This window comes from Listeria rocourtiae FSL F6-920 (assembly GCF_000525975.1).
In the GTDB taxonomy this organism is placed as follows: Bacteria; Bacillota; Bacilli; order Lactobacillales; family Listeriaceae; genus Listeria_A; species Listeria_A rocourtiae.
This window is the reverse complement of the sequence record NZ_AODK01000013.1, coordinates 95,692-122,174: the sequence shown is the minus strand read 5'-3', so window position 1 is coordinate 122,174 and position 26,483 is coordinate 95,692. Positions and strand designations below refer to the sequence as shown.

24 protein-coding genes, 2 pseudogenes and 1 riboswitch are annotated in these 26,483 nt (G+C 41.3%); of the genes and pseudogenes, 15 read left to right on the top strand and 11 right to left on the bottom strand.

Features of this window, described 5'->3' with window-relative positions; genetic code table 11:
* Nucleotides 1-150 precede the first annotated feature (150 nt).
* From sufB to sufC, 5 genes are read right to left on the bottom strand one after another with little or no spacing between them, the layout of a single operon-like run.
* Complete coding sequence (gene sufB, locus PROCOU_RS05865) at nt 151-1,545, bottom strand: Fe-S cluster assembly protein SufB (RefSeq protein ID WP_036070379.1); 1,395 nt, start codon at nt 1,543-1,545, stop codon at nt 151-153.
* A gap of 24 nt (nt 1,546-1,569) precedes the next feature.
* Nucleotides 1,570-2,013: a Fe-S cluster assembly sulfur transfer protein SufU gene (sufU, locus tag PROCOU_RS05860; RefSeq protein ID WP_036070378.1), complete on the bottom strand. Its 444-nt coding sequence runs from the start codon at nt 2,011-2,013 to the stop codon at nt 1,570-1,572.
* Nucleotides 2,010-3,236: a cysteine desulfurase gene (locus tag PROCOU_RS05855; RefSeq protein ID WP_036070376.1), complete on the bottom strand. Its 1,227-nt coding sequence runs from the start codon at nt 3,234-3,236 to the stop codon at nt 2,010-2,012. The genes sufU and PROCOU_RS05855 overlap by 4 nt, the downstream gene beginning before the upstream one ends.
* 1 nt (nt 3,237) lies before the next feature.
* The gene (sufD, locus tag PROCOU_RS05850; protein WP_036070374.1) at nt 3,238-4,530 is read right to left on the bottom strand and encodes a Fe-S cluster assembly protein SufD; all 1,293 of its coding nucleotides are present in this window, start codon (nt 4,528-4,530) and stop codon (nt 3,238-3,240) included.
* Nucleotides 4,531-4,548: 18 nt separating this feature from the next.
* Complete coding sequence (gene sufC, locus PROCOU_RS05845; protein ID WP_036070372.1) at nt 4,549-5,334, bottom strand: Fe-S cluster assembly ATPase SufC; 786 nt, start codon at nt 5,332-5,334, stop codon at nt 4,549-4,551.
* Between the two features lie 398 nt (nt 5,335-5,732).
* On the opposite strand from sufC, the pseudogene PROCOU_RS19465 reads away from it, so the two are divergent.
* Nucleotides 5,733-6,701 (top strand): annotated as a pseudogene (locus PROCOU_RS19465) (Lmo2079 family surface lipoprotein); the annotation flags it as partial.
* An 87-nt stretch (nt 6,702-6,788) separates the two neighbouring features.
* Here PROCOU_RS19465 and PROCOU_RS05840 read toward each other — a convergent pair.
* Nucleotides 6,789-7,517: a GntR family transcriptional regulator gene (locus tag PROCOU_RS05840; RefSeq protein WP_036070369.1), complete on the bottom strand. Its 729-nt coding sequence runs from the start codon at nt 7,515-7,517 to the stop codon at nt 6,789-6,791.
* Nucleotides 7,518-7,559: 42 nt separating this feature from the next.
* Nucleotides 7,560-8,957, bottom strand: coding sequence for a glycoside hydrolase family 1 protein (locus tag PROCOU_RS05835; RefSeq protein ID WP_036070367.1), 1,398 nt, complete (start codon nt 8,955-8,957; stop codon nt 7,560-7,562).
* A 160-nt stretch (nt 8,958-9,117) separates the two neighbouring features.
* Nucleotides 9,118-9,219: riboswitch (purine riboswitch) on the top strand.
* 89 nt (nt 9,220-9,308) lie between these two features.
* On the opposite strand from PROCOU_RS05835, the gene PROCOU_RS05830 reads away from it, so the two are divergent.
* Nucleotides 9,309-10,604, top strand: a complete 1,296-nt coding sequence (locus tag PROCOU_RS05830; protein WP_036070365.1) for an NCS2 family permease — start codon at nt 9,309-9,311, stop codon at nt 10,602-10,604.
* Nucleotides 10,605-10,751: 147 nt separating this feature from the next.
* Here PROCOU_RS05830 and hisJ read toward each other — a convergent pair whose 3' ends face one another.
* Nucleotides 10,752-11,582 carry a histidinol-phosphatase HisJ gene (gene hisJ, locus PROCOU_RS05825; protein WP_036070362.1) on the bottom strand — a complete coding sequence of 277 codons (831 nt, stop codon included), beginning with the start codon at nt 11,580-11,582 and terminating at the stop codon, nt 10,752-10,754.
* Between the two features lie 220 nt (nt 11,583-11,802).
* On the opposite strand from hisJ, the gene hisZ reads away from it, so the two are divergent.
* The 10 genes and pseudogenes from hisZ (at nt 11,803) to hisC (ending at nt 19,284) form a co-directional block, all read left to right on the top strand.
* The gene (hisZ, locus tag PROCOU_RS05820) at nt 11,803-12,975 is read left to right on the top strand and encodes an ATP phosphoribosyltransferase regulatory subunit (protein WP_036070360.1); all 1,173 of its coding nucleotides are present in this window, start codon (nt 11,803-11,805) and stop codon (nt 12,973-12,975) included.
* Entirely contained in the window at nt 12,972-13,610 is a 639-nt protein-coding gene (hisG, locus tag PROCOU_RS05815) for an ATP phosphoribosyltransferase (RefSeq protein WP_036070357.1), read from the top strand. The genes hisZ and hisG overlap by 4 nt, the downstream gene beginning before the upstream one ends.
* Nucleotides 13,611-13,658: 48 nt before the next feature.
* Nucleotides 13,659-14,906, top strand: coding sequence for a histidinol dehydrogenase (gene hisD / locus PROCOU_RS05810; protein WP_425268383.1), 1,248 nt, complete (start codon nt 13,659-13,661; stop codon nt 14,904-14,906).
* On the top strand, nt 14,893-15,477 hold the full coding sequence (gene hisB / locus PROCOU_RS05805) for an imidazoleglycerol-phosphate dehydratase HisB (protein WP_036070353.1): 585 nt from the start codon (nt 14,893-14,895) through the stop codon (nt 15,475-15,477). Before hisD ends, hisB begins: the two co-directional genes overlap by 14 nt.
* Complete coding sequence (gene hisH, locus PROCOU_RS05800; protein WP_036070352.1) at nt 15,478-16,098, top strand: imidazole glycerol phosphate synthase subunit HisH; 621 nt, start codon at nt 15,478-15,480, stop codon at nt 16,096-16,098. It abuts the gene before it with no gap.
* Nucleotides 16,077-16,802 (top strand): 1-(5-phosphoribosyl)-5-[(5-phosphoribosylamino)methylideneamino]imidazole-4-carboxamide isomerase, encoded by a 726-nt coding sequence (hisA, locus tag PROCOU_RS05795; protein ID WP_036070350.1) that lies wholly within the window; start codon nt 16,077-16,079, stop codon nt 16,800-16,802. The genes hisH and hisA overlap by 22 nt, the downstream gene beginning before the upstream one ends.
* Nucleotides 16,792-17,553, top strand: coding sequence for an imidazole glycerol phosphate synthase subunit HisF (hisF, locus tag PROCOU_RS05790; RefSeq protein ID WP_036070347.1), 762 nt, complete (start codon nt 16,792-16,794; stop codon nt 17,551-17,553). Before hisA ends, hisF begins: the two co-directional genes overlap by 11 nt.
* Nucleotides 17,550-17,871 (top strand): annotated as a pseudogene (gene hisI, locus PROCOU_RS05785) (phosphoribosyl-AMP cyclohydrolase). The gene hisF and the pseudogene hisI overlap by 4 nt, the downstream one beginning before the upstream one ends.
* Nucleotides 17,872-17,873: 2 nt before the next feature.
* Entirely contained in the window at nt 17,874-18,188 is a 315-nt protein-coding gene (gene hisE, locus PROCOU_RS05780) for a phosphoribosyl-ATP diphosphatase (protein WP_077913341.1), read from the top strand.
* A 13-nt stretch (nt 18,189-18,201) separates the two neighbouring features.
* Complete coding sequence (hisC, locus tag PROCOU_RS05775) at nt 18,202-19,284, top strand: histidinol-phosphate transaminase (protein ID WP_036070343.1); 1,083 nt, start codon at nt 18,202-18,204, stop codon at nt 19,282-19,284.
* Between the two features lie 783 nt (nt 19,285-20,067).
* Here the strand turns inward: hisC and PROCOU_RS05770 are convergent.
* Together PROCOU_RS05770 and PROCOU_RS05765 are read right to left on the bottom strand one after the other, a co-directional pair.
* Nucleotides 20,068-20,403 (bottom strand): hypothetical protein, encoded by a 336-nt coding sequence (locus PROCOU_RS05770; protein WP_036070341.1) that lies wholly within the window; start codon nt 20,401-20,403, stop codon nt 20,068-20,070.
* A gap of 26 nt (nt 20,404-20,429) precedes the next feature.
* A complete protein-coding gene (locus PROCOU_RS05765; protein ID WP_036070339.1) occupies nt 20,430-21,230 on the bottom strand; it encodes a 2OG-Fe dioxygenase family protein in 801 nt (266 codons plus the stop codon).
* Between the two features lie 258 nt (nt 21,231-21,488).
* On the opposite strand from PROCOU_RS05765, the gene gdhA reads away from it, so the two are divergent.
* On the top strand, nt 21,489-22,862 hold the full coding sequence (gene gdhA / locus PROCOU_RS05760; protein WP_051994223.1) for an NADP-specific glutamate dehydrogenase: 1,374 nt from the start codon (nt 21,489-21,491) through the stop codon (nt 22,860-22,862).
* 424 nt (nt 22,863-23,286) lie between these two features.
* Here gdhA and PROCOU_RS05755 read toward each other — a convergent pair whose 3' ends face one another.
* Nucleotides 23,287-23,709, bottom strand: coding sequence for an SH3 domain-containing protein (locus tag PROCOU_RS05755; protein WP_036070336.1), 423 nt, complete (start codon nt 23,707-23,709; stop codon nt 23,287-23,289).
* 361 nt (nt 23,710-24,070) lie between these two features.
* On the opposite strand from PROCOU_RS05755, the gene PROCOU_RS05750 reads away from it, so the two are divergent.
* Together PROCOU_RS05750 and PROCOU_RS05745 are read left to right on the top strand one after the other, a co-directional pair.
* Nucleotides 24,071-25,120: a lactonase family protein gene (locus PROCOU_RS05750; RefSeq protein ID WP_036070333.1), complete on the top strand. Its 1,050-nt coding sequence runs from the start codon at nt 24,071-24,073 to the stop codon at nt 25,118-25,120.
* Between the two features lie 60 nt (nt 25,121-25,180).
* Nucleotides 25,181-26,218: an oxidoreductase gene (locus PROCOU_RS05745; protein WP_036070330.1), complete on the top strand. Its 1,038-nt coding sequence runs from the start codon at nt 25,181-25,183 to the stop codon at nt 26,216-26,218.
* Nucleotides 26,219-26,483 lie beyond the last annotated feature (265 nt).

Below are 26,483 nucleotides of genomic sequence, written 5' to 3'. Positions count from 1 at the left end.
ACTTATTTTAATAAAAATAACATTTCTATGTCCCTTTATTGGAATTTGAAAAAAAGGATAAAAAAAGAGTAACCCAAAATCAACAGGTTACTCTGAATTTAAAACATTTTTAATCTAAATTAAATCGTTGCCCATATTGGTCTATAAGATTTAACCAATCGAGCCTTCCATTTCAAACTTAATCAAACGGTTCATTTCAACGGCATATTCCATCGGTAGTTCTTTTGTAAATGGTTCAATGAATCCCATGACAATCATCTCTGTTGCTTCTTCTTCTGTTACGCCACGACTCATCAAGTAAAATAGTTGTTCCTCAGATACTTTAGAAACTTTCGCTTCGTGTTCCAAGGAGATATCGCTATTCAAGATTTCATTGTACGGAATTGTATCGGACGTTGATGCATTATCCATAATTAATGTGTCACATTCGATATTGGAGCGCGAACCAGCTGAGTTACGGCCAAAGTGAACAATCCCACGATACGTCACGTTACCGCCTTGTTTAGATATTGATTTAGAAACAATCGTCGATGATGTATTTGGTGCCAAGTGAAGCATTTTGGCTCCAGCATCTTGGCGCTGTCCTTTACCGGCAATGGCAATAGAAAGCGTCATACCGCGTGCACCTTCTCCACGAAGATGAACTGCCGGATATTTCATTGTTAATTTAGAACCAATGTTACCATCAATCCATTCCATCGTCGCATTTTCATCACAGAAAGTACGCTTCGTTACTAGGTTATATACGTTGTTCGCCCAGTTCTGAATTGTAGTATAACGGCAATAGGCATCGCGTTTAACAATGATTTCAACAACCGCGGAGTGAAGCGAATTCGTTGTGTAAACTGGTGCAGTACATCCCTCTACATAGTTTACGCTTGCGCCTTCATCCACGATAATCAATGTACGTTCAAATTGCCCCATATTCTCCGAGTTGATGCGGAAATAAGCTTGTAGCGGTGTATCCACTTTAACGCCTTTTGGAACATAGATGAACGAACCACCGGACCAAACAGCAGAGTTAAGTGCAGCGAATTTATTATCGGTTGGCGGGATTACTTTTGAAAAGTACTCACGGAAAATGTCTTCGTTTTCTTTAAGCGCCGAATCAGTATCTTTAAAGACTATTCCCAGCTCTTCTAAGTCTTGTTTCAGGTTGTGATAAACAACCTCAGACTCATACTGCGCAGAAGCTCCGGCAAGATATTTCTGCTCTGCTTCTGGAATACCAAGTTTGTCGAAAGTGCGTTTAATTTCGTCAGGAACCTCATCCCAATCATTTACTGTGTGATCAGATGGTTTGACGTAATAGCGAATATCTTCAAATTTCAGTTCAGATAAATCGCCACCCCATTGTGGCATCGGCATTTTATAAAATTGTTCTAAAGACTTCAAACGGAAATCTAGCATCCATTGCGGTTCTTCTTTAATTGTTGAAATTTCACGCACGATATCTTCTGTTAAACCGCGTTCACTACGGAAAACTGATGTATCTTTATCATGAAATCCGTATTTATACTCGCCCATTTCTGGAATTTCAGTCATAGTAAAGATCCTCCTTTAAACTTATTATTTCTTCCCTTCAAACTCAAAAATGGCACGTTCCATGGCTTTCCATGAAAGTGTAGCACATTTGATTCGGGCTGGGAATTTGGCCACTCCAGCTAAAGCTTCAACATCACCATACTCATCAATGACATCATGTTCATGACCTTGTACCATTTCTGAAAAGTCACGCGACATTTTGAGAGCTTGTTTCTCTGATTTTCCGATAATACTTTCGGTCATCATTGAAGCACTCGCCACCGAGATAGAACATCCGCTACCTGTAAATTTTGCGGCGGTAATTGTTTCATTTTCCACTTTAAGGTGAAGATGAATTTCGTCACCGCACGTTGGGTTATTCAGGTCAATCGTAACGCTTTCGTCATCAAGCGTGCCGTTGTTGCGCGGGTTTTTGTAGTGATCCATAATAACTTGACGATACAGTTGATCTAATTTACGACCACTCATAGTCCGAAATACTCCTTTGTTAGCTTGAGGCCAGCGAGAAACTGATCAACCTCCTGCTTGGTATTATATACGTAAAAACTTACTCTGGCTGTGGAAGACGTATCTAGCCACTTCATCAACGGCTGTGCACAATGATGTCCTGCGCGGATTGCCACGCCTTCTTCATCGAGTACCGTCGCGATATCGTGAGGATGTGCGCCTTCTAAATTAAACGTAATCAACCCGCAACGCTTCTTTGCGTCTAGTGGGCCATATATCGTGATACCGTCCAGCTTCTGCATTTCTGCTATTGCATAGGCGGTTAATTCTTCTTCGTGATTGTGGATTAGGTCAAAACCGATCGCTTCTAAATAGTCAATCGCGGCGCCAAGACCAACTGCACCCGCAATATTCGGCGTCCCAGCTTCCATTTTCCACGGTAGTTCTTTCCATGTCGAATCGTGCAACTCTACAAAATCAATCATCTCGCCGCCAAATTCAGTTGGGTTCATCGCATCAAGCAATTCCCGTTTCCCATAAAGCGCACCAATCCCAGTCGGAGCCATCATTTTATGGCCAGAAAAAGCGTAAAAATCAGCATCCAATGCCAGTACGTCAACCTTCATATGTGGGACAGCCTGTGCACCATCCACAACGATGACCGCACCAACAGAATGGGCTAAATCAGCAATCTCACGAACTGGTGCAATCGATCCAATGACATTCGAAACATGAGCAATCGCAACAATCTTCGTCTTTTCATTAATCACCTTTTCCGCATTGGCAAGCGTGATTGTCGCGTCCACATCCAAATCGATATAAACAAGCGTCGCACCCGTACGTTTCGCCAACTGTTGCCACGGAATCAAGTTGCTATGATGCTCTAGCTGTGAAATCACAATCTCATCCCCAGCTTGCAAATTCGCATCGCCATAGCCGTTCGCAACCATATTGATTGCCGTCGTTGTACCGCGCGTGAAAATAATTTCCGCCGTTTCACGAGCACCGATAAAGCGTGCCACTTTCGATCGGCTACCTTCATAAGCATCTGTAGCACGAGCCGCTAGCGTATGCACACCACGATGAACATTGGCGTTTTCCCACTCATAATATTTCATTACTGCGTCCAAAACTTGCTTCGGTTTTTGGGAAGTTGCTGCATTATCCAGATAAGCAAGCGGTTTTTCATTGACCTCTTGCTTCAAAATCGGAAAATCAGCCTGAATTTTTTGCGTTAGACTCATGTTAGCGCACTTTCCCTTCGATAACTTCTTTCAATTGAAGTTTCACGCTTTCGATTGGTAGTTGGCGTACAACTGGATCTAGGAAACCGTGAATGACAAGACGCTCTGCCTCTTCTTTTGAAATTCCACGACTCATTAAATAGAAAAGTTGTAACGGGTCCACACGACCAACAGATGCCGCATGCCCAGCCACTACATCATTTTCATCAATTAAAAGAATGGGATTTGCATCTCCACGCGCTTTTGGACTAAGCATCAGTACACGGGATTCTTGTTGTGCATCCGATTTTGACGCACCATGTTTAATATGACCAATACCATTGAAAATTGTTGTCGCACTATCTTTCATTACACCGTGCGATAAAATCGTGCCAAGTGAAGCCAAACCGTAATGTGTTACACGTGTTGTAATGTTTTGCGTTTGCTTGCCACGCCCAACCGTCACCGTTTTTACGTCGCTTATAGAGCCATTGCCCATCAAGTTAGTCGTATTTTCATTAATTGTGTCGCCATCATTCATCAAACCAAGCGCCCACTCCACACGACTATCATTTCCAACATGTCCGCGACGGCTAACATAAGTTGTCGCGCCACTTCCCAAGTTATCCACTGCACCGAATTTAATTTGCGCATTGTTTTCCGCAATTACCTCAGCAACGATATTCACGATTCCTTTATTTTCAGTGTCTAGCGTTACATAGTTCTCCACGTAAGTAACCGCGCTGTTATCATCTGCAACTAGTAAAACATGATTCACGAGTGGAGACGATGCATTTCCATGCGCAAAAACCGCTTGAATTGGCTCTTTTACTTCCACATTTTTTGGAACATATAAGAACATTCCTCCATTCACAAGCGCCGCATGGAAAGCTGTCAAACGACTTTCATCCACTTTCACCGCTTCAGTCATGAAATATTTCTGCACCAATTCTGGATATTCCTTAGCAGCCGTGATAATATCTGTAAAAATAACACCTGCATCTGCTAGCCCTTGGCTTAACTGTAGTCGCGCTGGGCGATTATCAATTTGGACGTATACATTCGCGTCATCCGCCACTAAAGCTTGTACATTCTCAGGTAACGCTTCATTTGTCACACCTGCTTGGAAAGTCGAATAAGCCTCAAACTTCGTGAAATTCCAGCGATCAATTTTCGTTTTATCTACAAATGGCAATGCTAATTCTGAAGCTTGTTGCCATGCATTTATCCGTAGCTCTGTTAACCAGCCAGGCTCACCTAAATCGCCTGAAAAAGCACGGATAAAATCATCTTTTACAGCTAAATTTTCTGTCATGATCTATCCCTCACTCTCTTATTTTTGGTCAACGGTTTCTTCTTCATCCAATTCGATACCAAGTTCTTGCTTAATCCAATCATAACCTTCGCCTTCTAAACGTTTCGCAAGTTCAGATCCGCCGCTCTTCACAACTTTTCCTTGCATCATAACATGCACAAAGTCAGGCTCGATATAATTTAACAAGCGTTGATAGTGAGTAATAATTAAGCAACCAAAGCCTTCTCCTCGCATTTCGTTAATTCCTTTTGAAACAACTTTCAACGCATCGATATCTAGTCCTGAATCGATTTCATCTAAAATTGCAATCGTAGGCTCAATCATCAACAATTGAAGGATTTCATTACGCTTCTTCTCTCCGCCAGAAAAACCTTCATTTAAATAACGCTCAGCCATCTCTTCATCCATTTCCAAAATAGCCATTTTCTCGTCTAATTTGCGAATATATTGCATCAATGGAATTTCTTTACCTTCTTCACGACGGCTATTGATCGCAGCGCGCATGAATTCGGCGTTTGTAACCCCACTTATTTCACTTGGATACTGCATTGCTAAGAAAAGTCCAGCACGAGCGCGTTCATCTACTTCCATCTCCAGAACGTTTTCCCCGTCTAACTCGATTGTTCCACTAGTTACTTCATATTTAGGATGCCCCATTATTGCTGAGGATAGTGTCGATTTACCAGTCCCGTTAGGTCCCATTATTGCATGGATTTCCCCAGTAGAAATTTCTAGGTTAACCCCTTTTAAAATCTCTTTGCCCTCTATTTCAACATGTAAATCTTGAATTTTCAACGTTGACATTAAAAATTACCTCCTAATTTCTTCGCATTATTTTTTCAGTACGTATGGTTCTAGTTTAGTATAATTCTAATCTAATTACAACTATCCGAAATACATTCTTTTTAAAATCCTCACGCTTTGTTGTATAGCCTCGTGTCTCCTTCCATCGTTCATATTATCACTTACTTTACTATACTTGAGAAAACTGCTATGTAGTGCCTCTATCAGTGTACCAAAACGTAACACTGAAAACACCCAAAAAGGTTTAAAAAAAAGGATTGTCGAAACGAATGCGATATGCTATGGTTATGATAACGTAACAATTCTGGAGTTTTCGAGATTCTACTTAATAATCATACGCAACAAGAATTCATGGAGGCACATTTTTATGAAGAAAGCCATCATCGCTTTAGCTTTGATTGTATTGTCGGTGGCCATTTTTTTTAACCGCTTGTAGTTCGCCGAAATCAGAGTTCATGGCATCATTTCGAAATATTGTAAAGAATAAACAATATACAACTGCACTAACGCTGCAACCTGTGGAAGTATCCGGTTTTAAAGAGCTGCAACTACTGAATCCAAAAGCTCTAACCTCTAGCCACCTAACTGTTAAGACCTCGCGAGATACGGAACGCGATTTAACTTATAACACGTTTGGAGTTCATGTTGGCGGTGTACCAGCTATGGATTTAACAGCACACTCCTTCCAAAATGGTAGTACAGGGAAAATTTTTATCCCAGCGAATGATTTTTTTCAAACGACAGCTCCCGTCACAAACTTATTGGATTTGGTAACTGATTCAGTATATTCTAAAGTACGGTCTGAAAATGAAGATCTAAAGGGCAAGCATATTGACTTACTTCAAACAATCCAAAATGTCAGCGGCCAAATCATTGATGAAAAAACGGTTGAAGAACAAGCTGGACAGCTTCAAGCTATCGAAAGAAAAACGGCTTTTCTGATTTATAAGCACCTGAATAACTTGGATAAAAGTCACTATCAGACAGTGAATAAAACGATAAAACTAACATTAAATAAGAAAGAACTTGCCGAACTGGCAAACGCATGGTTAGAAGAATTCTATTCCGATCACGATTTTATAAGCTTGTATGCAGAAATATCTGGCCTCACAGAATCTCAAGCGAAAGCAACTTGGACGGTTAATAATAAAGGCATGCAGCAAAGATTCAAAAATCTGATTCAAAATAAAGACATTCAGCTCAACACGGTAATGACTTTACAACCCGATTCCGACAAAGGTATCAAAAAACTAGTCACAGGCGTTAATTACGTCAATCAAAAGGACCAGCAGAAATTGAAATTCAACTTTACGATAGATTTCTTAGATTTCGAAAAGATACCAACATCACCAAATAAAGCCGATATCATCACAAAAAAAAGAACTCGACGACCTGATGATCGATGTTATCCGCGCACAACGAAAATAGCTTTGGCCTTTGGGCCAAAGCTATTTTTATCGTCTCGCAATATTGACTGTTGTGAACACAAATTTATCATAACGATGACGGGATTTCGAATACTCAAATGCCATCCCATTATTCAAATAAACCGTCTGCTCCACCTCAATCACCGGATCAGTCTCTGAGCAATCTAGGTAATCAAAATCAAGCTGGCTTGGCTTATCTGCCCTAATTTGCTTATAGGAACTAGCAATTTTTAAATTCAATTGTTCACGAATATACGTATAAATCGAGTGCTCCAACACTTCTTGCGTCACACCCGGTATCAGCGCTACAGGCATGCACGTATGCTCTAAAACATAAGGCTCGTCGTCCACCAATCTCGCCCTCACGATATCATAAATCGGTGTTTCCAAATCTATATTCAACCGTTCCGCTACATATTTATCTGGAAATGTCACCTGAAACTGTACGATTTTACTGGCTACATCGCGCCCTTCCAACAATTTCGTAAAACCGTTCACTTCTTGGCTGTGAATATTAAGCCGATCCATATCAAGCGCCGACTTAATAATAAACGTCCCATGTCCACGCTTCCGATACAATAACCCTTCCAGAACTAGAACCTCAAGTGCCTTTTTCATCGTCATACGGCTACAATCAAATTCTTTAGCAAGAGTCATTTCATCCGGAATCGGTTTATCCAGCGGATATTCCTTTGCGAAAATACGCTTTTTCAACTCCTCCGCGATAAAACTATATTTGGTCTGATTATTTGCCATGACGCTAAACACCTCTTTTTTCTTTCTATTCTACCATAAAAATTACTCTGCATCCTCAAAACCATTATTATCAGATAATGCTTTATACCAACGACCTGAAGATTTAATCGTGCGTTTATAATCTTCGTCCAAATTCACCTCAACCAAACCATAACGATTTTTGTAAGCATTCGCCCAAGACCAGCAATCCATAAACGTCCACAAATGATACCCTTTACAGTTCGCCCCTTCTGCCATCGCTTTATGCAACCATTTCAAATGCTCCTTGATAAACCCAATTCGGTAATGGTCATCAATATAACCGTCTGTCGTACGATAGCGATCTTCCCCCTCAACGCCCATTCCATTTTCAGAAATAAAGAACGGAATATTACCGTAATTATCGCGCAGATTAATGGCAATATCATAAATCGCCTTCTCAAAAATCTCCCATCCGCGATATGGATTCATTTTGCGATATGGCATTTCATAATTATCAAATAAGTGCTCTGGCATAAATGGCGCATCCGGGTGAGCTGCATATTCCTTGGCTTTCACACGGCGTGGCTGGTAATAATTCACGCCTAGAATATCAATAATATTATCCTTAATAACCGCCAAATCTTCCTCCGTATATGTTGGCAAAATAGCGTGCTCCTTCAAAATTTCTACCAAATCAGCAGGAAACTCCCCTTTTGTTACAGGATCGAGAAAACTGCGATTAAAAATCAAATCCGCAATATGAGCTGCACGAATGTCAGCAGGATTATCACTACGCGGATAAGACGGCGTCAAATTCAAGATAATGCCAACCTCACCGCCTTGCTTCAACGCATGATATTCTTTCACAGCAAGCGCATGAGCCACTGTCGTATGATATGCCACTTGAGCTGCACGCTTGAAATCAACAACATTCGGGTAATGCATATTATACAAATAGCCAGCCTCAACGGGAACAATAGGCTCGTTAAATGTAAACCAGTGCTTCACTCGATTGCCGAACAACTCAAAACATGTTTTTGCAAAGGTAGCATATGCACTAACAACTTCACGATTTTCCCAACCACCGATTTCCTGCATTGACATTGGCATATCAAAATGATACAGATTAATAAATGGCTCCACGCCATTCGCCAACATCTCATCAATCACATTATTATAAAATTCCACAGCTTTTGGATTCACAGCACCAATCCCATCAGGAATCAAACGCGACCACTGAATCGACGTCCGGAACGAATTATGCCCCGTTTCCTTCATTAACTGAATATCCTCTTTATATTGATAATAAAAATTAGATGTATTCACCGGGCCCACATTATTGAAAAACTTACTTGGTTCCTGCTTATACCAATGATCCCAAATGCTCGGTTTTCTGCCATCTACATCCGCAGCTCCCTCTGTTTGCGGACCTGAAGCTGCACTGCCCCACCAAAAATCTTGCGGAAATTCATATTTCATCATTTCTACCTCCAAAGAACGAACAACAAACGCTCGTTTAATATCCTTATTATACCCTATTTATTTAAAAGTATAAACTTATATATAAATAAAGATATATTTGGATTGTCGATTTGATAAAATACAAACATTTATCCCCCTCTTGCTAAGCGTCACCATCTACGATAGAATAAACAGATGTCGTATATGTTGGGGAATATGGCCCGGACGTTTCTACTCAGCTACCGTAAATAGCTAAACTACGAGCAATAGCATAGCTCGATTTCTGTTTTAAGGCGAAATCGGTTCTTTTTTGCGATGGCTCATCTTTGAAAAATGTGCGACAACACAATTCAGGGAGGCTTTTTTTTTATGGAAAAATTGTTTAAACTGCGAGAAAATAAGACAACAATTAAAACGGAAATTTTGGCGGGACTAACGACGTTCTTGTCAATGGCTTACATATTATTTGTGAATCCTTCCGCGCTTGCAACCACTGGCATGGATATCAACGCTGTATTCGTCGCTACAGCTCTGGCGGCTGTCGTTGGCTCACTGCTCATGGGATTTATCGCGAACTACCCAATTGGTCTTGCACCTGGAATCGGGCTTAGTTCCTTTTTCGCATACACGGTTTGTGCGCAGTGGGGCATTCCTTGGGAAACCGCTTTATCTGGCGTTTTCGTCTCCGGCTGTATATTCATCGTTCTTACTGTAACAGGCATTCGTGAAAAAATTATTAACGCAATTCCAACCGAATTAAAATTTGCTGTTGGTGCTGGAATTGGTTTTTTCATCGCGTTTCTCGGTTTGAAGAATGCTGGGATTATCGTTGGGAATAAAGCAACACTTGTGGCACTTGGTGATTTGCATAATAGTGCTGTACTACTGGCAGTTTTCGGTATCATAATCACCATTATTCTCATGACGTTAAATATAAATGGCGCGATTTTTATTGGGATGGCTTCGACTGTTATTGTCGGCATGATTTTTCAGCTCATCGATATTCCCACACAAATTGTAGCGCCAATTCCAGATATCTCACCTACGTTTGGACAAGCACTTTTCCACATTGGCGATATTTTCACGCCACAGATGTTGATTGTTATTCTGACATTTTTCTTCATTGACTTCTTTGATACCGCGGGGACACTCGTGGCTGTTGCAAACCAGGCAGGATTTATGAAGGATAATAAAATACCGCGTGCCAGTCGTGCTTTGTTTGCTGATTCCTCGGCAACAATTGTAGGTTCGGTTCTAGGAACATCTACAACGACTTCTTATGTAGAATCAACAGCTGGCGTTGCTGTTGGTGGTCGGACTGGATTGACAGCGATTGTTATTGCCATTTGTTTTGCCTTATCAATGTTCTTCTCGCCACTTCTTGGCGTCATTACGAGCGCTGTAACAACACCTGCACTCGTCATTGTCGGAATCCTAATGATTGGTAACGTTGCTCATATTAATTGGTCAAAATTCGAAATCGCTGTACCTTGTTTTATGGTTATTCTAATGATGGTTCTAAGTTTTTCAATTGCCTCTGGAATCGCGCTAGGCTTCATTTTCTATCCAATCACAATGTTCTTCAAAGGACGCTACAAAGAAGTTCATCCAATTATGTATGTTTTAATGATTTTGTTTATCTGCTATTTCATATTCGTTGTTTAAAAAAGGGGCTTGGACATAACCCAAATAAATCGGCAACAAGCGCTCGATTTGTGTTAAGCAAGATTCACATCCTACTCGAAAAAACGTAAGAAAGGATTTGTGATATCTTGCTTATTTTGCATGAAAATGAGTTTTGTCTTGGCCTCTTTAATTTTGTTCGTAATAGTCGTAACCTCGACCAACATCTGCTAAACTATGCGCGTCTGATCCATACACCAATTCAATGCCCAATCTGCGCGCCTCTTGTATCACATCAAGTGACGGGTACGTTTCCCCACAATATTCCTTATAAAGTCCCGCCGTGTTCCAATCTAATTGATAACCGTTAGCTTTTACATCTTTCAATAAGTCCGATACCTGTTGTCGCACAACACTTCCCATACCGGTTTCCTCTTCTAAGAAAAAACGCTGGAATTTCTGACAGAGCGAGATATGTCCCAATCGCATCGGTTTCGCTGGGCCTAAATCGGCAAATAATGACTCTCGAATCAACGCGTAATAGGCCTTCTGGATTGCCTCAAAATCATTATAATATGCTAAAATTCCCGTTTTAAAATCTTCCGCTGAAAAATCAATGAAACGCCAACCGTCTACACCTGGCATAAAATGTAGGGACAGTACACCGTCATCCATCTGCGAACCATACTCCTTTAACAATGCCCGCGTATCAGCTTCAAACCCCGGTAAAAAATCGACTTCCAACCCAACATGAATTCTAATCTGGTCTTTATATTTCCGCTTCATAGCATGCGCATGTTGAAAATAAGCATCTAGTTGATCCCATCGAATGGCTGCCGTTGCTATATCTTCCACCCGATTTGCGATAACAGCTTCAAAAGCAACTGGCATCGGTGGGTGCTCTGTAATGGAATAATCGGTAAAACCAAGCGTAATCGCTTTTTCAATCATTGCCTCCACTCCATCTCCCGAACCGTGGGGGCAGAATTCTGTATGTGTATGTCCATCCCATTTTTTCATTTTGCATCGCTCCTTTTTTCTCCATTGTATCATTCCTCCTTTCAAAAATGCCATGATATCGATATCCATCTGTTTTATTTCTCGCCCCATTTTAATGCTTATTTCTCGAATATTCTATAAATTCATTGATATACTAAGATATATTCTTTTGTATTTACAAAAACGCTTTAACTTGCTAATATGGTAATATAATAAAGCTGATGAAAAGGAGCTCAGAATTATGAAATGGAATCGAAATTTGCCTATCGGAACCAGAGATAAACTTTTTAAGGAAGCAGCAACAGCTTATGATATGGAACACTTGGTAAATCGGTCGTTTCATGCACGTGGGTATCAACGAATCGAGACGCCAGTTATCGAATTTGACGATGTTTTCTCGGCGATTAACGATGTGAATTTATATCGCTTTTTTGATAAAAAAGGGCGATTGACCGTTCTGCGGCCGGATATGACATCGCCTATTGGAAGGGTTATTAGTACGACTGGTGTGACGCCACCACTTAAGCTTTCATATAGTGGAAAAGTGTTCCGTGCGAATGAGGAACTGGCTGGGGAGCGCAATGAGATGACACAAGCTGGGATTGAGATTATTGGCTTTGCTTCTATTAAAGCTGAAATTGAGTGTATTACGAGCGCGATTGCAGTTTTGAAGCAGCTAGGAATTAGTGATTTTCAAATTGAGATTGGGCATGCTGCAATTTATCAAGCAATTATTCAAACGTTGGATTTACAAGGCAGTGATGAAGAGAATTTCCGCCAAGTGTTGCAAAATAAAAGTTTATTTGGGATTCGGGCATTTGTGGAAAATCATCCGAGCGTGATGGACGATTTTATTTTGGCTTTACCGCGGCTGTTTGGTTCGGTGGATACGATTCGGGAGGCGCGCGCGCTAACGGGAAATGAGCTTATTTTAGAAGCATTGGCGCAGATGGAGACGATTATTCAGGTTGTAGACGCACCAGAGCATTTGTCAGTAGATATTGGATTGGTGCAGGAACTTCACTATTATACTGGCGCGATTTTCCGAGGATATGCAGATATGTCGGCGGTACATTTTTTGAGTGGTGGGCGTTATGATTCGCTGTTGGCGCAATTTGGTGAGGATAATTGGCCGGCGGTTGGCTTAGCGCTCAACGTGGACGAAATTGTATCACTGAAAAGGCGAACATTGAAGCTTGATGTAACGGATGCAAAAACTTTTATTCATTATTCGCTCGAGACAACGCATTTGGCGGAAGAAGTACTTGGCAAAATGCCTAATAGTTCGCTCAGTTTTTTCGATGATTTGGCGGAGAGTGTGGCATTTGCAAAGAAGTGGCAGTTTAGTAAAATGATTGATGTAAGTAATCATACTGTGTGCGAAATTGATCTAGACGAGGAGGTTTTGAGATGAAATCATTGCAAATTGCCCTGACGAAAGGAAGATTAGAGAAATCTGCGGTGGTGCTTTTGGAACAGGCTGGCGTGGACTGTACAATGTTGCATGAGAAGAGCCGGAAGCTAATTTTCAAAAGTGAAGAATCTCCCTATTCGTTTATTTTGGCAAAAGCACCAGATGTGACAACGTATGTGAAGCATGGTGTTGCTGATATTGGAATTGTCGGAAAAGACGTATTGATGGAGCAGGATAAAGAACATTACGAGATGCTCGATTTGAAAATTGGTCGATGCCAGTTCTGCCTAGCATCAACGCCCAATTTTGATCCAAGTGATTACAAGCGTAAAATTATCGCGACCAAATATCCGACAGTAGCAACAAAATATTTTCGCGAACGTGGTGAGGATGTCGAGATTATCAAAATTGAAGGCTCTGTTGAAATGGCTCCAATTTTAGGATTAGCAGATGCGATTATTGATATTGTAGAAACTGGCTCAACGTTGCGCGAGAATGGTTTAGTTATTTTTGATACGATGTATGATATTTCGGCTCGACTCATCGTGAATAAAGCATCGCTGAAACGGAATAAAACGCAAATTTTTAGGTTGATTGATTTGTTGGAAAATACACTTGAGGAGGTTGCGAAATGAGGTTTATTTCTGGGAATAAAAAAAGCGATTTTGCGGGAATTACATAGTGTGGCAAATTCGGATGCTCAATCCGAAACAGAGTCAGCTGTCAAAGCGATTCTTGCGGATGTGAAGGTAAATGGTGATGTGGCGCTTTTTCGCTTAACAGAGGAGTTTGACGGGATTCGATTGACGGACTTTAGGGTGCCACAACATAAATTGGATTGTGCACTAGATGGAGTTGAAGTTGAGTTTATTGAGGCATTGGAACAGGCAAAAGCTAATATTTTATCTTATCATCAAAAACAGAAGCAGTCTGGGTTCGTGGATACAGAAAAGCAAGGCGTGATGCGCGGTCAGCTCGTTCGTCCACTTGAGGTGGCCGGTATTTACGTTCCTGGCGGTACAGCTGCCTATCCTTCTTCGGTTTTAATGAATATTTTACCTGCTAAAATTGCGGGGGTGCCACGAATTATTATGGTGACACCACCCGGAAAAGACGGCCTAAATCCCTATATTTTAGCTGCAGCGAAAATTGCAGGTGCTGATGAAATATATCAAATTGGTGGTGCGCAGGCCATTGCTGCTTTGGCGTTTGGCACGGAGTCGGTTCCAAAAGTGGATAAGATTGTCGGACCCGGAAATATTTTTGTGGCATTAGCGAAGCGAGAAGTATTTGGTATTGTCGATATTGACATGATTGCGGGGCCTTCAGAGGTTGTTGTTGTGGCAGATGAGACAGCAAATCCGCGCTTTGTCGCTGCTGATTTATTATCACAGGCAGAACATGATAAACTGGCACGCGCAATTCTGATTACGACGAGTGAACCGTTTGGTCAAGCAGTGGCGGACGAAGTAGAAAAACAATTGCAAAGCCTGCCACGCGAAGATATTGCACGGGCTTCGATTGCTAATTTCGGGCAGGTAATTGTCACAGAATCTCTAGAAGATGCATTTGATATTATGAATGAGATTGCACCAGAACATCTTGAGATACAGGTGGAGAATCCAATGGATTATTTGAGCCATGTGAAAAATGCTGGCTCGGTTTTCTTGGGTGCTTATGCCTCAGAACCGCTTGGTGACTACTTTGCTGGACCAAATCATGTGTTGCCAACAAGTGGAACAGCGCGCTTCTTCTCCCCGCTCGGAGTCGCTGATTTTTGCAAGCGGACCTCGTTCATTTCATACACAAAAGCTGCACTGGAACGTGAGAAAGATGCCATTGTCATGTTGGCAGAAAAAGAAGGCTTGACAGCGCATGCTCGGGCTATCCAAATTCGGTTTGAGGAGGATAAAGGAAATGAGAACAGCTAAAATAGAACGGAAAACAGCAGAAACAGCCATTAAAATGGAGGTTTATCTAGATCAGCCAGAGAGATGCGAGATTAATACCGGGGTTGGTTTTCTTGACCATATGTTAACTTTGTTTGCAAGACACAGCCGTATTGGGTTTGTTTGTGAAGCAATTGGTGACTTGGAAGTGGATTCGCATCACACAGCGGAAGATGTTGGGATTGTTCTTGGGCAATGCTTGAAGGCAGCACTTGGCGATAAAGCTGGCATTAATCGTTACGGTTCGGAATATGTGCCAATGGATGAGTCGCTTGGCTTTGTGGCACTTGACTTGAGTGGTCGCTCATATTTAGTCTTTGATGCAACATTTGATAATCCAAAACTTGGTGCTTTTGATACGGAATTGGTAGAAGAGTTTTTCCAAGCTGTGGCATTTAATGCTGCGATGAACCTGCACTGCCGCGTCCTCTACGGCAAAAATACACATCACAAAATTGAAGCGTTATTTAAAGCATTTGGTCGAGCCTTGCGTCAAGCAATTACGGTGAATCCTGATATCGTGGGTGTTAACTCAACGAAAGGTGTGCTGTAAATGCGAATTGCCATTATTGACTATGATGCGGGTAACACGAAAAGTGTCAGCAAAGCACTTGATTTTATTGGATTGGAAAATACGATAACTGCTGCGAAAAATACAATTTTGGAGGCAGATGGGATTATTTTACCTGGTGTAGGTGCTTTCCCACAAGCGATGGCAGCATTGGAGGAACGAGATTTAATCCCTGCTTTGCAAGAAGCTGTGGCGCACGGAAAACCATTACTTGGTGTTTGTCTTGGGATGCAATTATTGCTTGATTCTAGTGAAGAATTTGGCTACACACAAGGGCTTGGGCTTATTCCTGGTCACGCAAAATTATTGCCAGATACAGCTAAAATTCCTCATATGGGATGGAATCGGTTAGAGGTAAAGCAGAACTCACCATTAACGCAAGATCAAGACGGCAATTTTGTGTACTATGTACATTCGTATTATGCAGTTTGTGATGAAAAGTATGTACTGGCTTCGAGTGATTATTCAGTAGAAGTTCCCGGCATTATAGCAAATGAGAACGTATATGGCGCCCAGTTTCATCCCGAAAAAAGTGGACAAGCAGGACTCAATATTTTACAAGGATTTAAGGAGGTAATAGCATGCAGATCTTCCCAGCAATAGATTTAAAAGACGGCCGTTGTGTGCGACTTTATCAAGGTGATTTTGCGCAAGAAACCGTTGTGAATCCTGACCCTATTGCTCAAGCCACAGCATTTAGTAAGCAAGGCGCAACGTACTTACATATTGTCGATTTAGACGGTGCCTTGGAAGGAAAACCCGTGAACTTGGACGTTATTCGAGCGATGAAAAAAGTAGCTAAACTCCCCGTTCAAGTAGGCGGAGGAATTCGGACAATGAGACAGATTACATTTTACCTTGAAGAAGCAGGCATTGATCGCGTGATTATTGGTTCGGCGGCGCTTGAAAATCCTGATTTAGTTCGTGATGCTGTAAAACTTTACGGTGCCAAAATAGCAGTTGGAATTGATGCGAAAGATGGCTTTGTTGCAACGTCTGGTTGGCTCGATGTGAGCGCTACAGACTACCTTACGTTTGCGCGAGAAGTTGAAAAAAGTGGCGTGCAAACAATCATTTTTACAGATATTGCAAAAGACGGTACATTGGAAGGCCCGAATTTGGAACAACTTCAAGCTTTGCAACAAGCTGTTTCCATCGATATTATCGCATCTGGCGGTGTAAGTGATAAGCAAGATTTAGAGCAACTTTCGGCACTTGATTTATACGGTGCAATTTGCGGTAAAGCTTTGTATAACGGCAATATTTCAATGGCAGAAATCACGGAGGTGGAGAGCCTTGCTGACTAAACGTATCATTCCCTGCTTGGACGTAACGGATGGGCGTGTCGTGAAGGGTATCAATTTCGTGTCGCTAACAGATGTTGGTGATCCTGTTGAAATCGCCAAAGCTTACAATGAAGCTGGGGCAGACGAACTCGTTTTCCTTGATATCACAGCGACGCATGAAGAGCGCCGAACAATGATTGAGGTTGTGGAACATACAGCGAAGCAAGTCTTTATTCCACTTACCGTCGGCGGAGGTATCCATTCTGTTTCGAACATGAAAGCACTACTTCAAGCTGGGGCGGACAAAATTTCTCTCAATTCAGCCGCCCTTAAAAACCCCAATTTAATCGCAGAAGGTGCTGCCAAATTTGGCAAGCAATGTATCGTTGTCGCCATCGATGCTAAATATCATGCTGAGGATAATTCCTGGCATGTTTACAGTCGCGGCGGGCGTGATGACACTGGTCTTGATGCAATCCAGTGGGCTAAAAAAGCCGTCTCACTAGGTGCTGGCGAAATACTCCTAACGAGCATGGATGGCGATGGTACCAAAGACGGTTATGACATCTCACTCACCAATGCAATTTGTAAAGCCGTCTCTGTTCCCGTTATCGCATCAGGCGGCTGTGGAAGCGTTGATCATATGGCAGAAGTATTCGCAAAAACAAGCGCTGACGCTGCACTCGCTGCTTCGATTTTCCATTATGGCGAAGTCACGATTCCAGAAGTCAAGCAAATTTTGCAAAAGAAAGGAGTTGCCATTCGCCCATGACACTTGATTTTTCAAAAGGTCTCATTCCTGCAATTATCGTAGAAGATACGAGCGGTGACATCCTCATGCTCGCCTATATGAATGCCGAGAGTTATCAAAAAAACGCTCGATACAAACACGACTTGGTTTTTCTCTCGTTCCCGTAATGAACTCTGGAATAAGGGAGCGACATCTGGCCATTTTCAGCACGTCAAAGAAATCCGCTCCGATTGTGATAATGACACACTTCTAATTCGTGTCGACCAGATTGGAGCCGCCTGTCATACAGGCGCGCACAGTTGCTTTTTTAATTTAGAAAAGGAAGTGACCGAAAAATGACGATTCTAACCGAACTTTTCGACCAAATCACTGATCGTAAAACCGCTCCAAAAGAAGGTTCCTACACCAACTATTTATTCAACCATGGCCTTGATAAAATTTTAAAAAAAGTGGGTGAAGAAACAACAGAGGTGGTCATTGCAGCAAAAAATAATGACAACGCAGAACTCACCTCAGAACTCGCCGATTTGACCTACCACATCCTCGTACTCTTAGCACAGCAAGGATTGACACCGGAAGATATTGCGCACGAACTTGAAAAACGTGAAGGTAAACTAAGCGTCACAAAGGATCGCAAACCAATCGATGAATTATAAGGAGGCTCAACATATGGTAAAATCATCGCTAAACACTCTATCTGCCTATAAACCTGGTAAACCGCTTGAAGAAGTACGCCGCGAACTTGGACTAAAAAAGATCACCAAACTAGCGTCCAATGAAAATCCCTTTGGCACGTCTAAATCGGTCACGCGAATCTTGAATGAAGGTGCGACCAGCTTGTCCTATTACCCTGATGGTGCTGGAAGAATTCTACGCGAAAACATTGCCGCTTTTCACGGTGTATCCACAGACAAAATTCTACTCGGATCTGGTCTCGATGACGTCATCCAAATTATCTCACGCGCTGTTCTAGAACCCGGCGATAATATCATCGAAGCTGCACCAACATTCTCTCAATATTCACTACATGCTACGATTGAAGGCGCTGAAACAATCCGTATTCCAGTAAATGAAGCAACTGGTAAATCCGATTTAACTGCGATGGCTAGCGCCGTCAACACTCGTACAAAAATTATCTGGCTCTGCAATCCGAATAATCCAACAGGCACGATTTCCAGCCAGCAAGAAGTCCTAACTTTGCTGGAATCGGTTCCCAACGATGTATTAATCATCAGCGACGAAGCCTATTTTGAATACGCCACATCGGCAGAATACCCAGACACATTCGCACTTTTAGACCGTTTTCCAAATCTCATCATCATGCGCACCTTCTCCAAAATTTACGGTTTAGCAGGCTTACGAATCGGATACGCTATCATCCCAGACCCGTTGATAGAACCCCTTAATATTGTACGACTTCCATTTAATACTTCATCCATCGCCCAATCCGCCGCAACTGCAGCACTTTCCGATCAAGCATTTGTCGAAAAATGCATAGACGCGAATACAAAGGGGTTACAACAATGGTATGATTTCCTAGACGAACGTAGCCTCACTTACTACAAATCCGATGCCAACTTCATCTTTTTCGACACCAAGCACGATGCCACAGAGCTATTCAACCAGCTCCTCCAAAAAGGCTATATCGTACGCGCCGGTCTCAGACCAAATTGGCTACGAATTACTATCGGTTCAGCTAGTGAAAATCGAGCATGTATCCAAGCCTTGGCATCAATTCTAGATACAAAATAATACTTTCTAACATGGCTATAAGCCTACTCTCATCACATTCTCATCTAATAAAGCAAACCTAACAAAACTGTCACATTTCCATTTCAAATTGTAAGCTAAAACGATGTTTCCAAATTTCATTTCAAGTTATACTTATTTTATTGGAGCAATTCATCTTTTCCCCAAGATGATGTGGTGGCGACGATAAATAAAATGAGCTTTCCTTTAAAGAACCTAATACACGCTTCAAAAGAAAACTCATTCCCTATTCGAAATTGACGAGCATTACTCGCTTTGCTCCATACCGAGAATATATATCCCTATATCATAAAATTTCCCTGATATCCCTTTAAATCGTCGTCACCATAAACTCCTAAAACTCCCTACTGCACCCACGGTTCCCCCCGTGGGTGCTGTTGTTGTTGAGTCTCTTACGAAGCCTCTCTAGCTGAGTTAGAGCCTCAATATGCAGACGAACGCAGGGAGCATGTAATCCCCCAGTGGCTCTTATACTACAAACTAACACCTCACACATACCGCCCACAAGCCAATTACTTACACTAGGTAACGCTCTCTTATTTCTTCTTATTCGCAATGAAATAACGCACAAAATTCAGTATCAATCCCACTATAACAATCACTATTAACATAAGAACTAGAGGCGATCTGCCATTAAAATAATTAGCAACTGTAACTCCTAATAAAACAGACCACAATATCGTTAGCAATATCAGATTTAATTTTGAAGCATCAAACTTGCTCATAATAATAACTCACATTCTAACATTCAGTTGTACTTCTTAGCTAAAACGTCTTTCCTACGTTTTCCGTTAGCCATTTGTCCAAAGCTTCTCTAGGATAATAAACATAACCCTTTATCGTAATGCTAGGTAAATTCCCTAGCTTTTTCAAAAGCCCCATCTCTTCATCGCCAATACCTAAATAAATCATCGCACTATCTTCATCTAGTAATTTCGGCTCTAAACTCCCCACTTGAACATCAATCGGGCTTTCATTTGAAATCTCTACCTGCCTAGGTCCTTCATCCATATAATCACCAGAATCAGACAGCCCACCTCCAATTGTACACCCCGCAATAATTAAGCAAATCCCAATAATCCATGCATGCTTACTTTCCATAATTACTGTCTCCCTTTTATGTTTCTCTATATAGGCTTCACAACAGTCGGCTGATAATCAATCAAAATCATCGATCGCTCCCCAGCCTCGTCACCCGCCCCCTTATGTACTGCACTCACATAATGACTCACAGCTATATCCGCAACCCCATAAGATTCCAAAGCTTCTGTTAACGCGAAATCCGCAAAAATATGCTCAGCATCAATATTTTCAGGAAACTGATCCACATCATCTACCGTTGCAATCACATTCTGACCACCAACAACATTCTGACGCTTCACCAAATGAGCAAACGTAAACGGCTCACCATCACGATGCAAACAATTTGGCGACGAAACAGCCTCATCCCCATCACGCTCCACCTTCAACTTCACAAAATGCACGCCAACATTGACCGGCATCACCAAATCGCGCTTATCCCAATACGTCTGTGCAAAATCAAATTGAATAATGTGCTTCAAAAGCTCATTTTCTAACATTTCCTTTTGTAGCATCGGAAAACTGCGGTACGCATCCTTAAACTCTGGATTAAACGCCCCTTGAAAATACTCCGCAACTTCCTCTCCATCTGCATTTACCATCGCCGGTAACCATTCCACTTGATTCGACCAAGGCAAAATAACCGCACGTGAAAAACGGCGATAGCGATGAAGCCCTGAAGCATAAGCATCTACCGGCAAATCTTCAAAAGCCCGTTCAATTTCAGCAAACTGCTCCTTAACCCAACCCGTTTCCTTCTTATGTAAATGACCAATATCCGCTCCAGCATCGAATCGAATAAAGCCTTTTTCTAACATTTCATCTTTGTACACTATCCATTCCCTCATTTCTTTTCAAAACTCCCCTTCATTGTAACATTCCAAAGCCACACAAAGAAAGCGTTTATAAATTGCGCACCTTGTTAAAAAAAATCTGAAAAATCGTTTTTTTATCTTGTATCCTTATCATATTTCGTGTAAACTAACATTATAAGTGAAATTTCAGAACAGCCAAATCCTGAAAAACAGAACAAACGCAGGCCATTATATTCCATTCAATGATACGTTTATTCTCACTTAAAATTAAAACACAAGGAGCGATTCAATATGGTACAACCAACAACAGTGACAAAAGAAGTCGAGGCAGCCGAAAACTACACGGCACGTATCTTTGAAACAATCAAAAAACGTAATCCTTCTGAGGACGAGTTCCATCAAGCAGTAGAAGAATTTTTACAATCCTTAGTCCCTGTTTTAGCGAAAGAGCCGAAATATGAGGCAGCTGGAATTCTAGAAAGATTGACCGAGCCAGAACGACTTATCACATTCCGCGTCCCTTGGGTAGACGATAACGGTAATGTCAAAGTCAATCGTGGTTTCCGCGTACAATTCAATAGCGCTATCGGTCCATATAAAGGCGGACTTCGTTTTCATCCATCTGTAAACGGTAGCATCGTCAAATTTCTTGGATTCGAGCAAATTTTCAAAAACTCATTAACTGGCTTACCAATCGGTGGCGGTAAAGGTGGTTCCGATTTTGATCCTAAAGGTAAATCAGATAATGAAGTTATGCGTTTCTGCCAAAGCTTCATGTCCGAATTACAGAAATATATTGGTCCAAATACCGACGTACCAGCTGGGGACATTGGTGTCGGTGCTCGCGAAATTGGCTTCCTTTTCGGTCAGTATAAGCGCTTAAACGCCTTTGATGCCGGCACGCTAACCGGTAAAGGCCTGAACTACGGCGGAAGCTTAACACGTACCGAAGCAACAGGTTACGGCGTCGTTTACTTCACACAAGAAATGCTCCAAGACAAAAATGATTCTCTAAAAGGCAAAAAAGTCATCGTTTCCGGCTCAGGTAACGTCGCGATTTATGCTATCGAAAAAGCCCATGAGCTTGGCGCAACAGTCATTGCATGTAGCGATTCAAGTGGCTATATCCTAGACGAGAACGGTATCAATGTCGCAACCGTGAAACAATTAAAAGAGCAAGAACGTAAACGCATCAGCGAATATACAACACATCATCCAAATGCCACCTTTGTAGCAGAAGGAGATATTTGGTCGCTACCTGCTGATATCGCTTTGCCTTGCGCAACACAAAATGAAATCAATGCGGATCAAGCCGCAACACTCGTAAAGAATGGCGTTATCGCAGTAGCAGAAGGCGCGAACATGCCATCCACGCTCGATGCCGTTGCTATATTCCAAGAGAACAATGTCTTATTCGGACCTGCTAAAGCCGCAAATGCTGGTGGAGTTGCCGTTTCAGCTTTAGAAATGGCTCAAAACAGCATTCGCATGAGCTGGACTTTTGAAGAAGTTGATTCTCACCTGAAATCTATCATGAAAAATATCTACAAAAACGCTAGCGCCACAGCATCTGCTTACGATGCATCTGGAAATCTAGTTGTTGGTTCTAACATTGCCGGCTTCTTAAAAGTTGCTGATAGCATGTTGACAGAAGGTATTATTTAAATAATAAAAAGACCGAATAATGATGGATTGCTCCCTCACTATTCGGTCTTTTTTCTGCTATATTCTAACGTCGACTCAATATTACGTGTCAGTGTACTTCCTGCACCTACAACGACATTCTCTCCAATGCTTAGATTTGGCACCACAACACTCAAAAAATAATAAGTTAAAAAATTTTATAAATCACTATACAAAATCTAATTTAAAAAGCAATTCAAAAAAAACTCCAACAACTACGCAAAAAAAGAACGCTAAACTGCTTGTAAACCAGTTCGCGTCCTATTCATTCTTCGTGGGGAGAGTTTGTGCAAAAATCTATATAATGAGTTACTCATTTTTGTGGTGTAATACTGCTTACCTCACAACTTTCACTCTTGTTGCTAAGCTATTTAGATTTAAAAATTAGTTGCTCGAATAACCTATCTTACCTTTGTAAATTATTGCAGTTGCCTTTAATTTCTACTATTTTTTTTGTTGGTGTTACAGCTTTTACTGGCTCTGCTTTCTTAGCTGAACCGACTTGTTTGCCAGGTATGTTTAAGTAGCGTGTTCCAACATAACCTGTTTTACCTTTATAAGTAACTTTACTCCATCCATAATCGTCTTTCACGAAGTAAACTTTTTCACCTTTTTTAAGTGTACCGAGTATTTTTGAACTTGTGCTCTCACTTGCACGAACGTAGACTGCTGATTTCGCTGTTACCATTTGAGGTTTGGCTGTATAGTGTGTTGTTTGAGCTGCATCTACTGCAAAGGTTCCTGTCGCTACTGTTGTGAATGCTAGTGTCAATACCAATCCTGTTGCTACTACCAATTTAGTTGTTTTTTTGCTCATTACGTTGTTCATCATAATCTCTCCTTTAAATTTAGTTTTAGTTAGGAATTGTATATGAATAATTACAGTTTTATAAATTTTATCGGGGCGCCTTTCGATATCTTTATATTACACCACTTTTATTTCTAAGTCAATACTTTTGTTTCATTTATATTACAATTGTTTTATATAAATTTCGTAAAAAGCTTCAAAACACCATAATCCACTTAGAATTAACTAATTACAATTAATTTTATGCTTTATATTTCTAAATCCAAGCATTTAAAGTGAAATAATTGTAATTTTTTCGTAACATAGTTTTATAAGCCTATCCTTTTCTCCACCTGTGCTATAATAATAAAGAAGATAACGCTTATAAAGGAGGAAATGAGTTATGGCTAACAACGAAGCAATTGCCTACATTGGTACATACACCAAAGTAGAAAGTGAAGGAATTTATCGCCTTCATATCGATAAAAAAACAGGTGAGATTACGCAGAATAAACTTGCTGGTAAAATGGATAACCCGACATACCTAAAATTAACAGATGACCAAAAATATCTTTATTCTGTAGCAAAAGATGGTGAAAACGGCGGGATTGCTGCTTTTGCAATTAAAGAAGACGGTTCTTTGGACTATTTGAATCAAGAAGTTCAAGCTGGGAATCCTCCTTGTTATGTTGATGCCTCTAAAGACGGCGCTTATGTCGTATCAGCGAACTATCATTTAGGGACAATCGTTGCCTATCCAACTGAAAAAAACGGTGTGTTAAAAGCCCCTAGTTCCTCTGTTCAACACATCGGTACTGGTCCTAACAAAGAACGCCAAGAAAAAGCGCATGCCCATTTTGCAGGTTTTACGCCAGATGAGAAATTTGTCATCACGTGCGACCTTGGGACAGACTATGTTACTACTTATGCGTTAAAAGACGGCATATTGGATAAAGTAAGCGATCTGAAAGTTAAAGGTGGAAGTGGCCCTCGTAATCTAGTTTTCCATCCGAATGACAAAATTGCATACATTATGACTGAAATGGCAGCTGATGTCGTTGTCGCAACCTATGATGAAACAACAGGTGTTTTAACGGAAATTCAAAGTATTCCTTCTTTACCAGCTGATTTCAGTGGTGAAAATAAAGGTAGCGCGATTCATATTTCCAACGACGGACGCTTCCTTTACGTGTCAAATCGTGGACAAGATGCGGTTGTAACGTTTGCGATTGATACAGAAGGCAAGTTGAGCTTGGCTGCTACTACTCCTGTTGAAGGTATTGGGCCTCGTGATTTCGATCTCGATCCAAGTGGAGAAATTTTACTAGTTTCCAATGAAAACACGAACAATGTCACTGTATTCGGTGTAAATAAAGATACTGGCGCGCTGACTTTACTTCAAAAAGACATTCATGTTCCAGAGCCGGTTTGCGTGAAATTTATTAATGAGTAAATAAAGACAAGAGGCCCCAGCGCAAAAACGTTCGGAGCCTCTTTATTAGGAGGAAATTTTATGACATTGACTATTGGTTATATTGGTTTTGGAAAGAGTACAACGCGCTATCATATGCCGTATACGCTCATTCGTGATAATATTCGCATTAAAACAATTTACAATCACCGTCGCAAGCCAGAACTAGAAGCCGACTATGCGCAACATAATATCGAATTCACAGATAATCTTGATACGCTTTTACAAGATACTGAAATTCAGTTGGTGAGCATTTGTACACCGGCAAGCACGCATTATGATCTCGCCAAAAAAGCATTAGAAAATGGCAAAAATGTACTTGTCGAAAAACCGTTCTGCACGACTTCTGAAGAGGCCGAAGAACTGTTCGCGCTTGCTAAATCAAAAGGACTAATTGCAATGGCTTATCAAAATCGACGCTTCGATAGCGATTTCCTAGTAATCAAAGAAGTTCTCGCTAGCGGAAAATTAGGTGAACTTGTGGAACTCGAATCACATATGGATTACTATCGTCCAGAAGCTCCTGATGCCCCTGGTGAATATTACGACGGCGCTTTCTACGGGCTTGGCGTCCACATGATGGATCAAATTATTGATCTTTTCGGTCGCCCTGAAGAAGTCAGCTACGACATTCGTTCGATTCGCAACTCAAATAATCCTGATGATACATTTGAGATTCAATTCTTCTATCCAACATTAAAAGTCATTGTCAAAACAAGCCATTTAGTGAATATTCCTTATCCAAAATTCACTCTTCACGGCACAAAAGGCAGCTTTGTCAAATACGGTATTGACCAACAAGAAACCTATTTAAAAGCTGGTATTATGCCGGGCGAGAAAAATTTTGGTGTTGATCCAGAAAGTAGTTATGGTGCGCTCGTATATGTCGATGCTAGCGGTAAAACACAACAAGAAACCATTCCAACACCGCTTGGCGACTACGGTAGACTTTATGATCAGCTACAAGATGCGATCCTAAATGGCACACCAAAACTAGTCAGCGATGAAGAAACACTGACCAACATGACTATATTAGAACAAGGTTTCACCGGCCAAAATCCGCGTGTCATTTCATTATAAACAAAGAAAGAGGCCGGGACAAAACTCATTTTCATGCAAAATAAGCAAGATATCACAAATCCTTTTTTTCGAGTAGGATGTGAATCTTGCTTAACACAAATCGAGCGAAAGCGTTTGTATTCAGGGGATTTGGTGGAAGCCGGAAGCGGAGCATACGACTGTATGTGAGAACCGGAAGTCCGCCAAATCCCCTGAATGCGAGCGCTTGTCGCCGATTTATTCGGGTTATGTCCCAGACACGATACATATTTATTATTTGGCGATA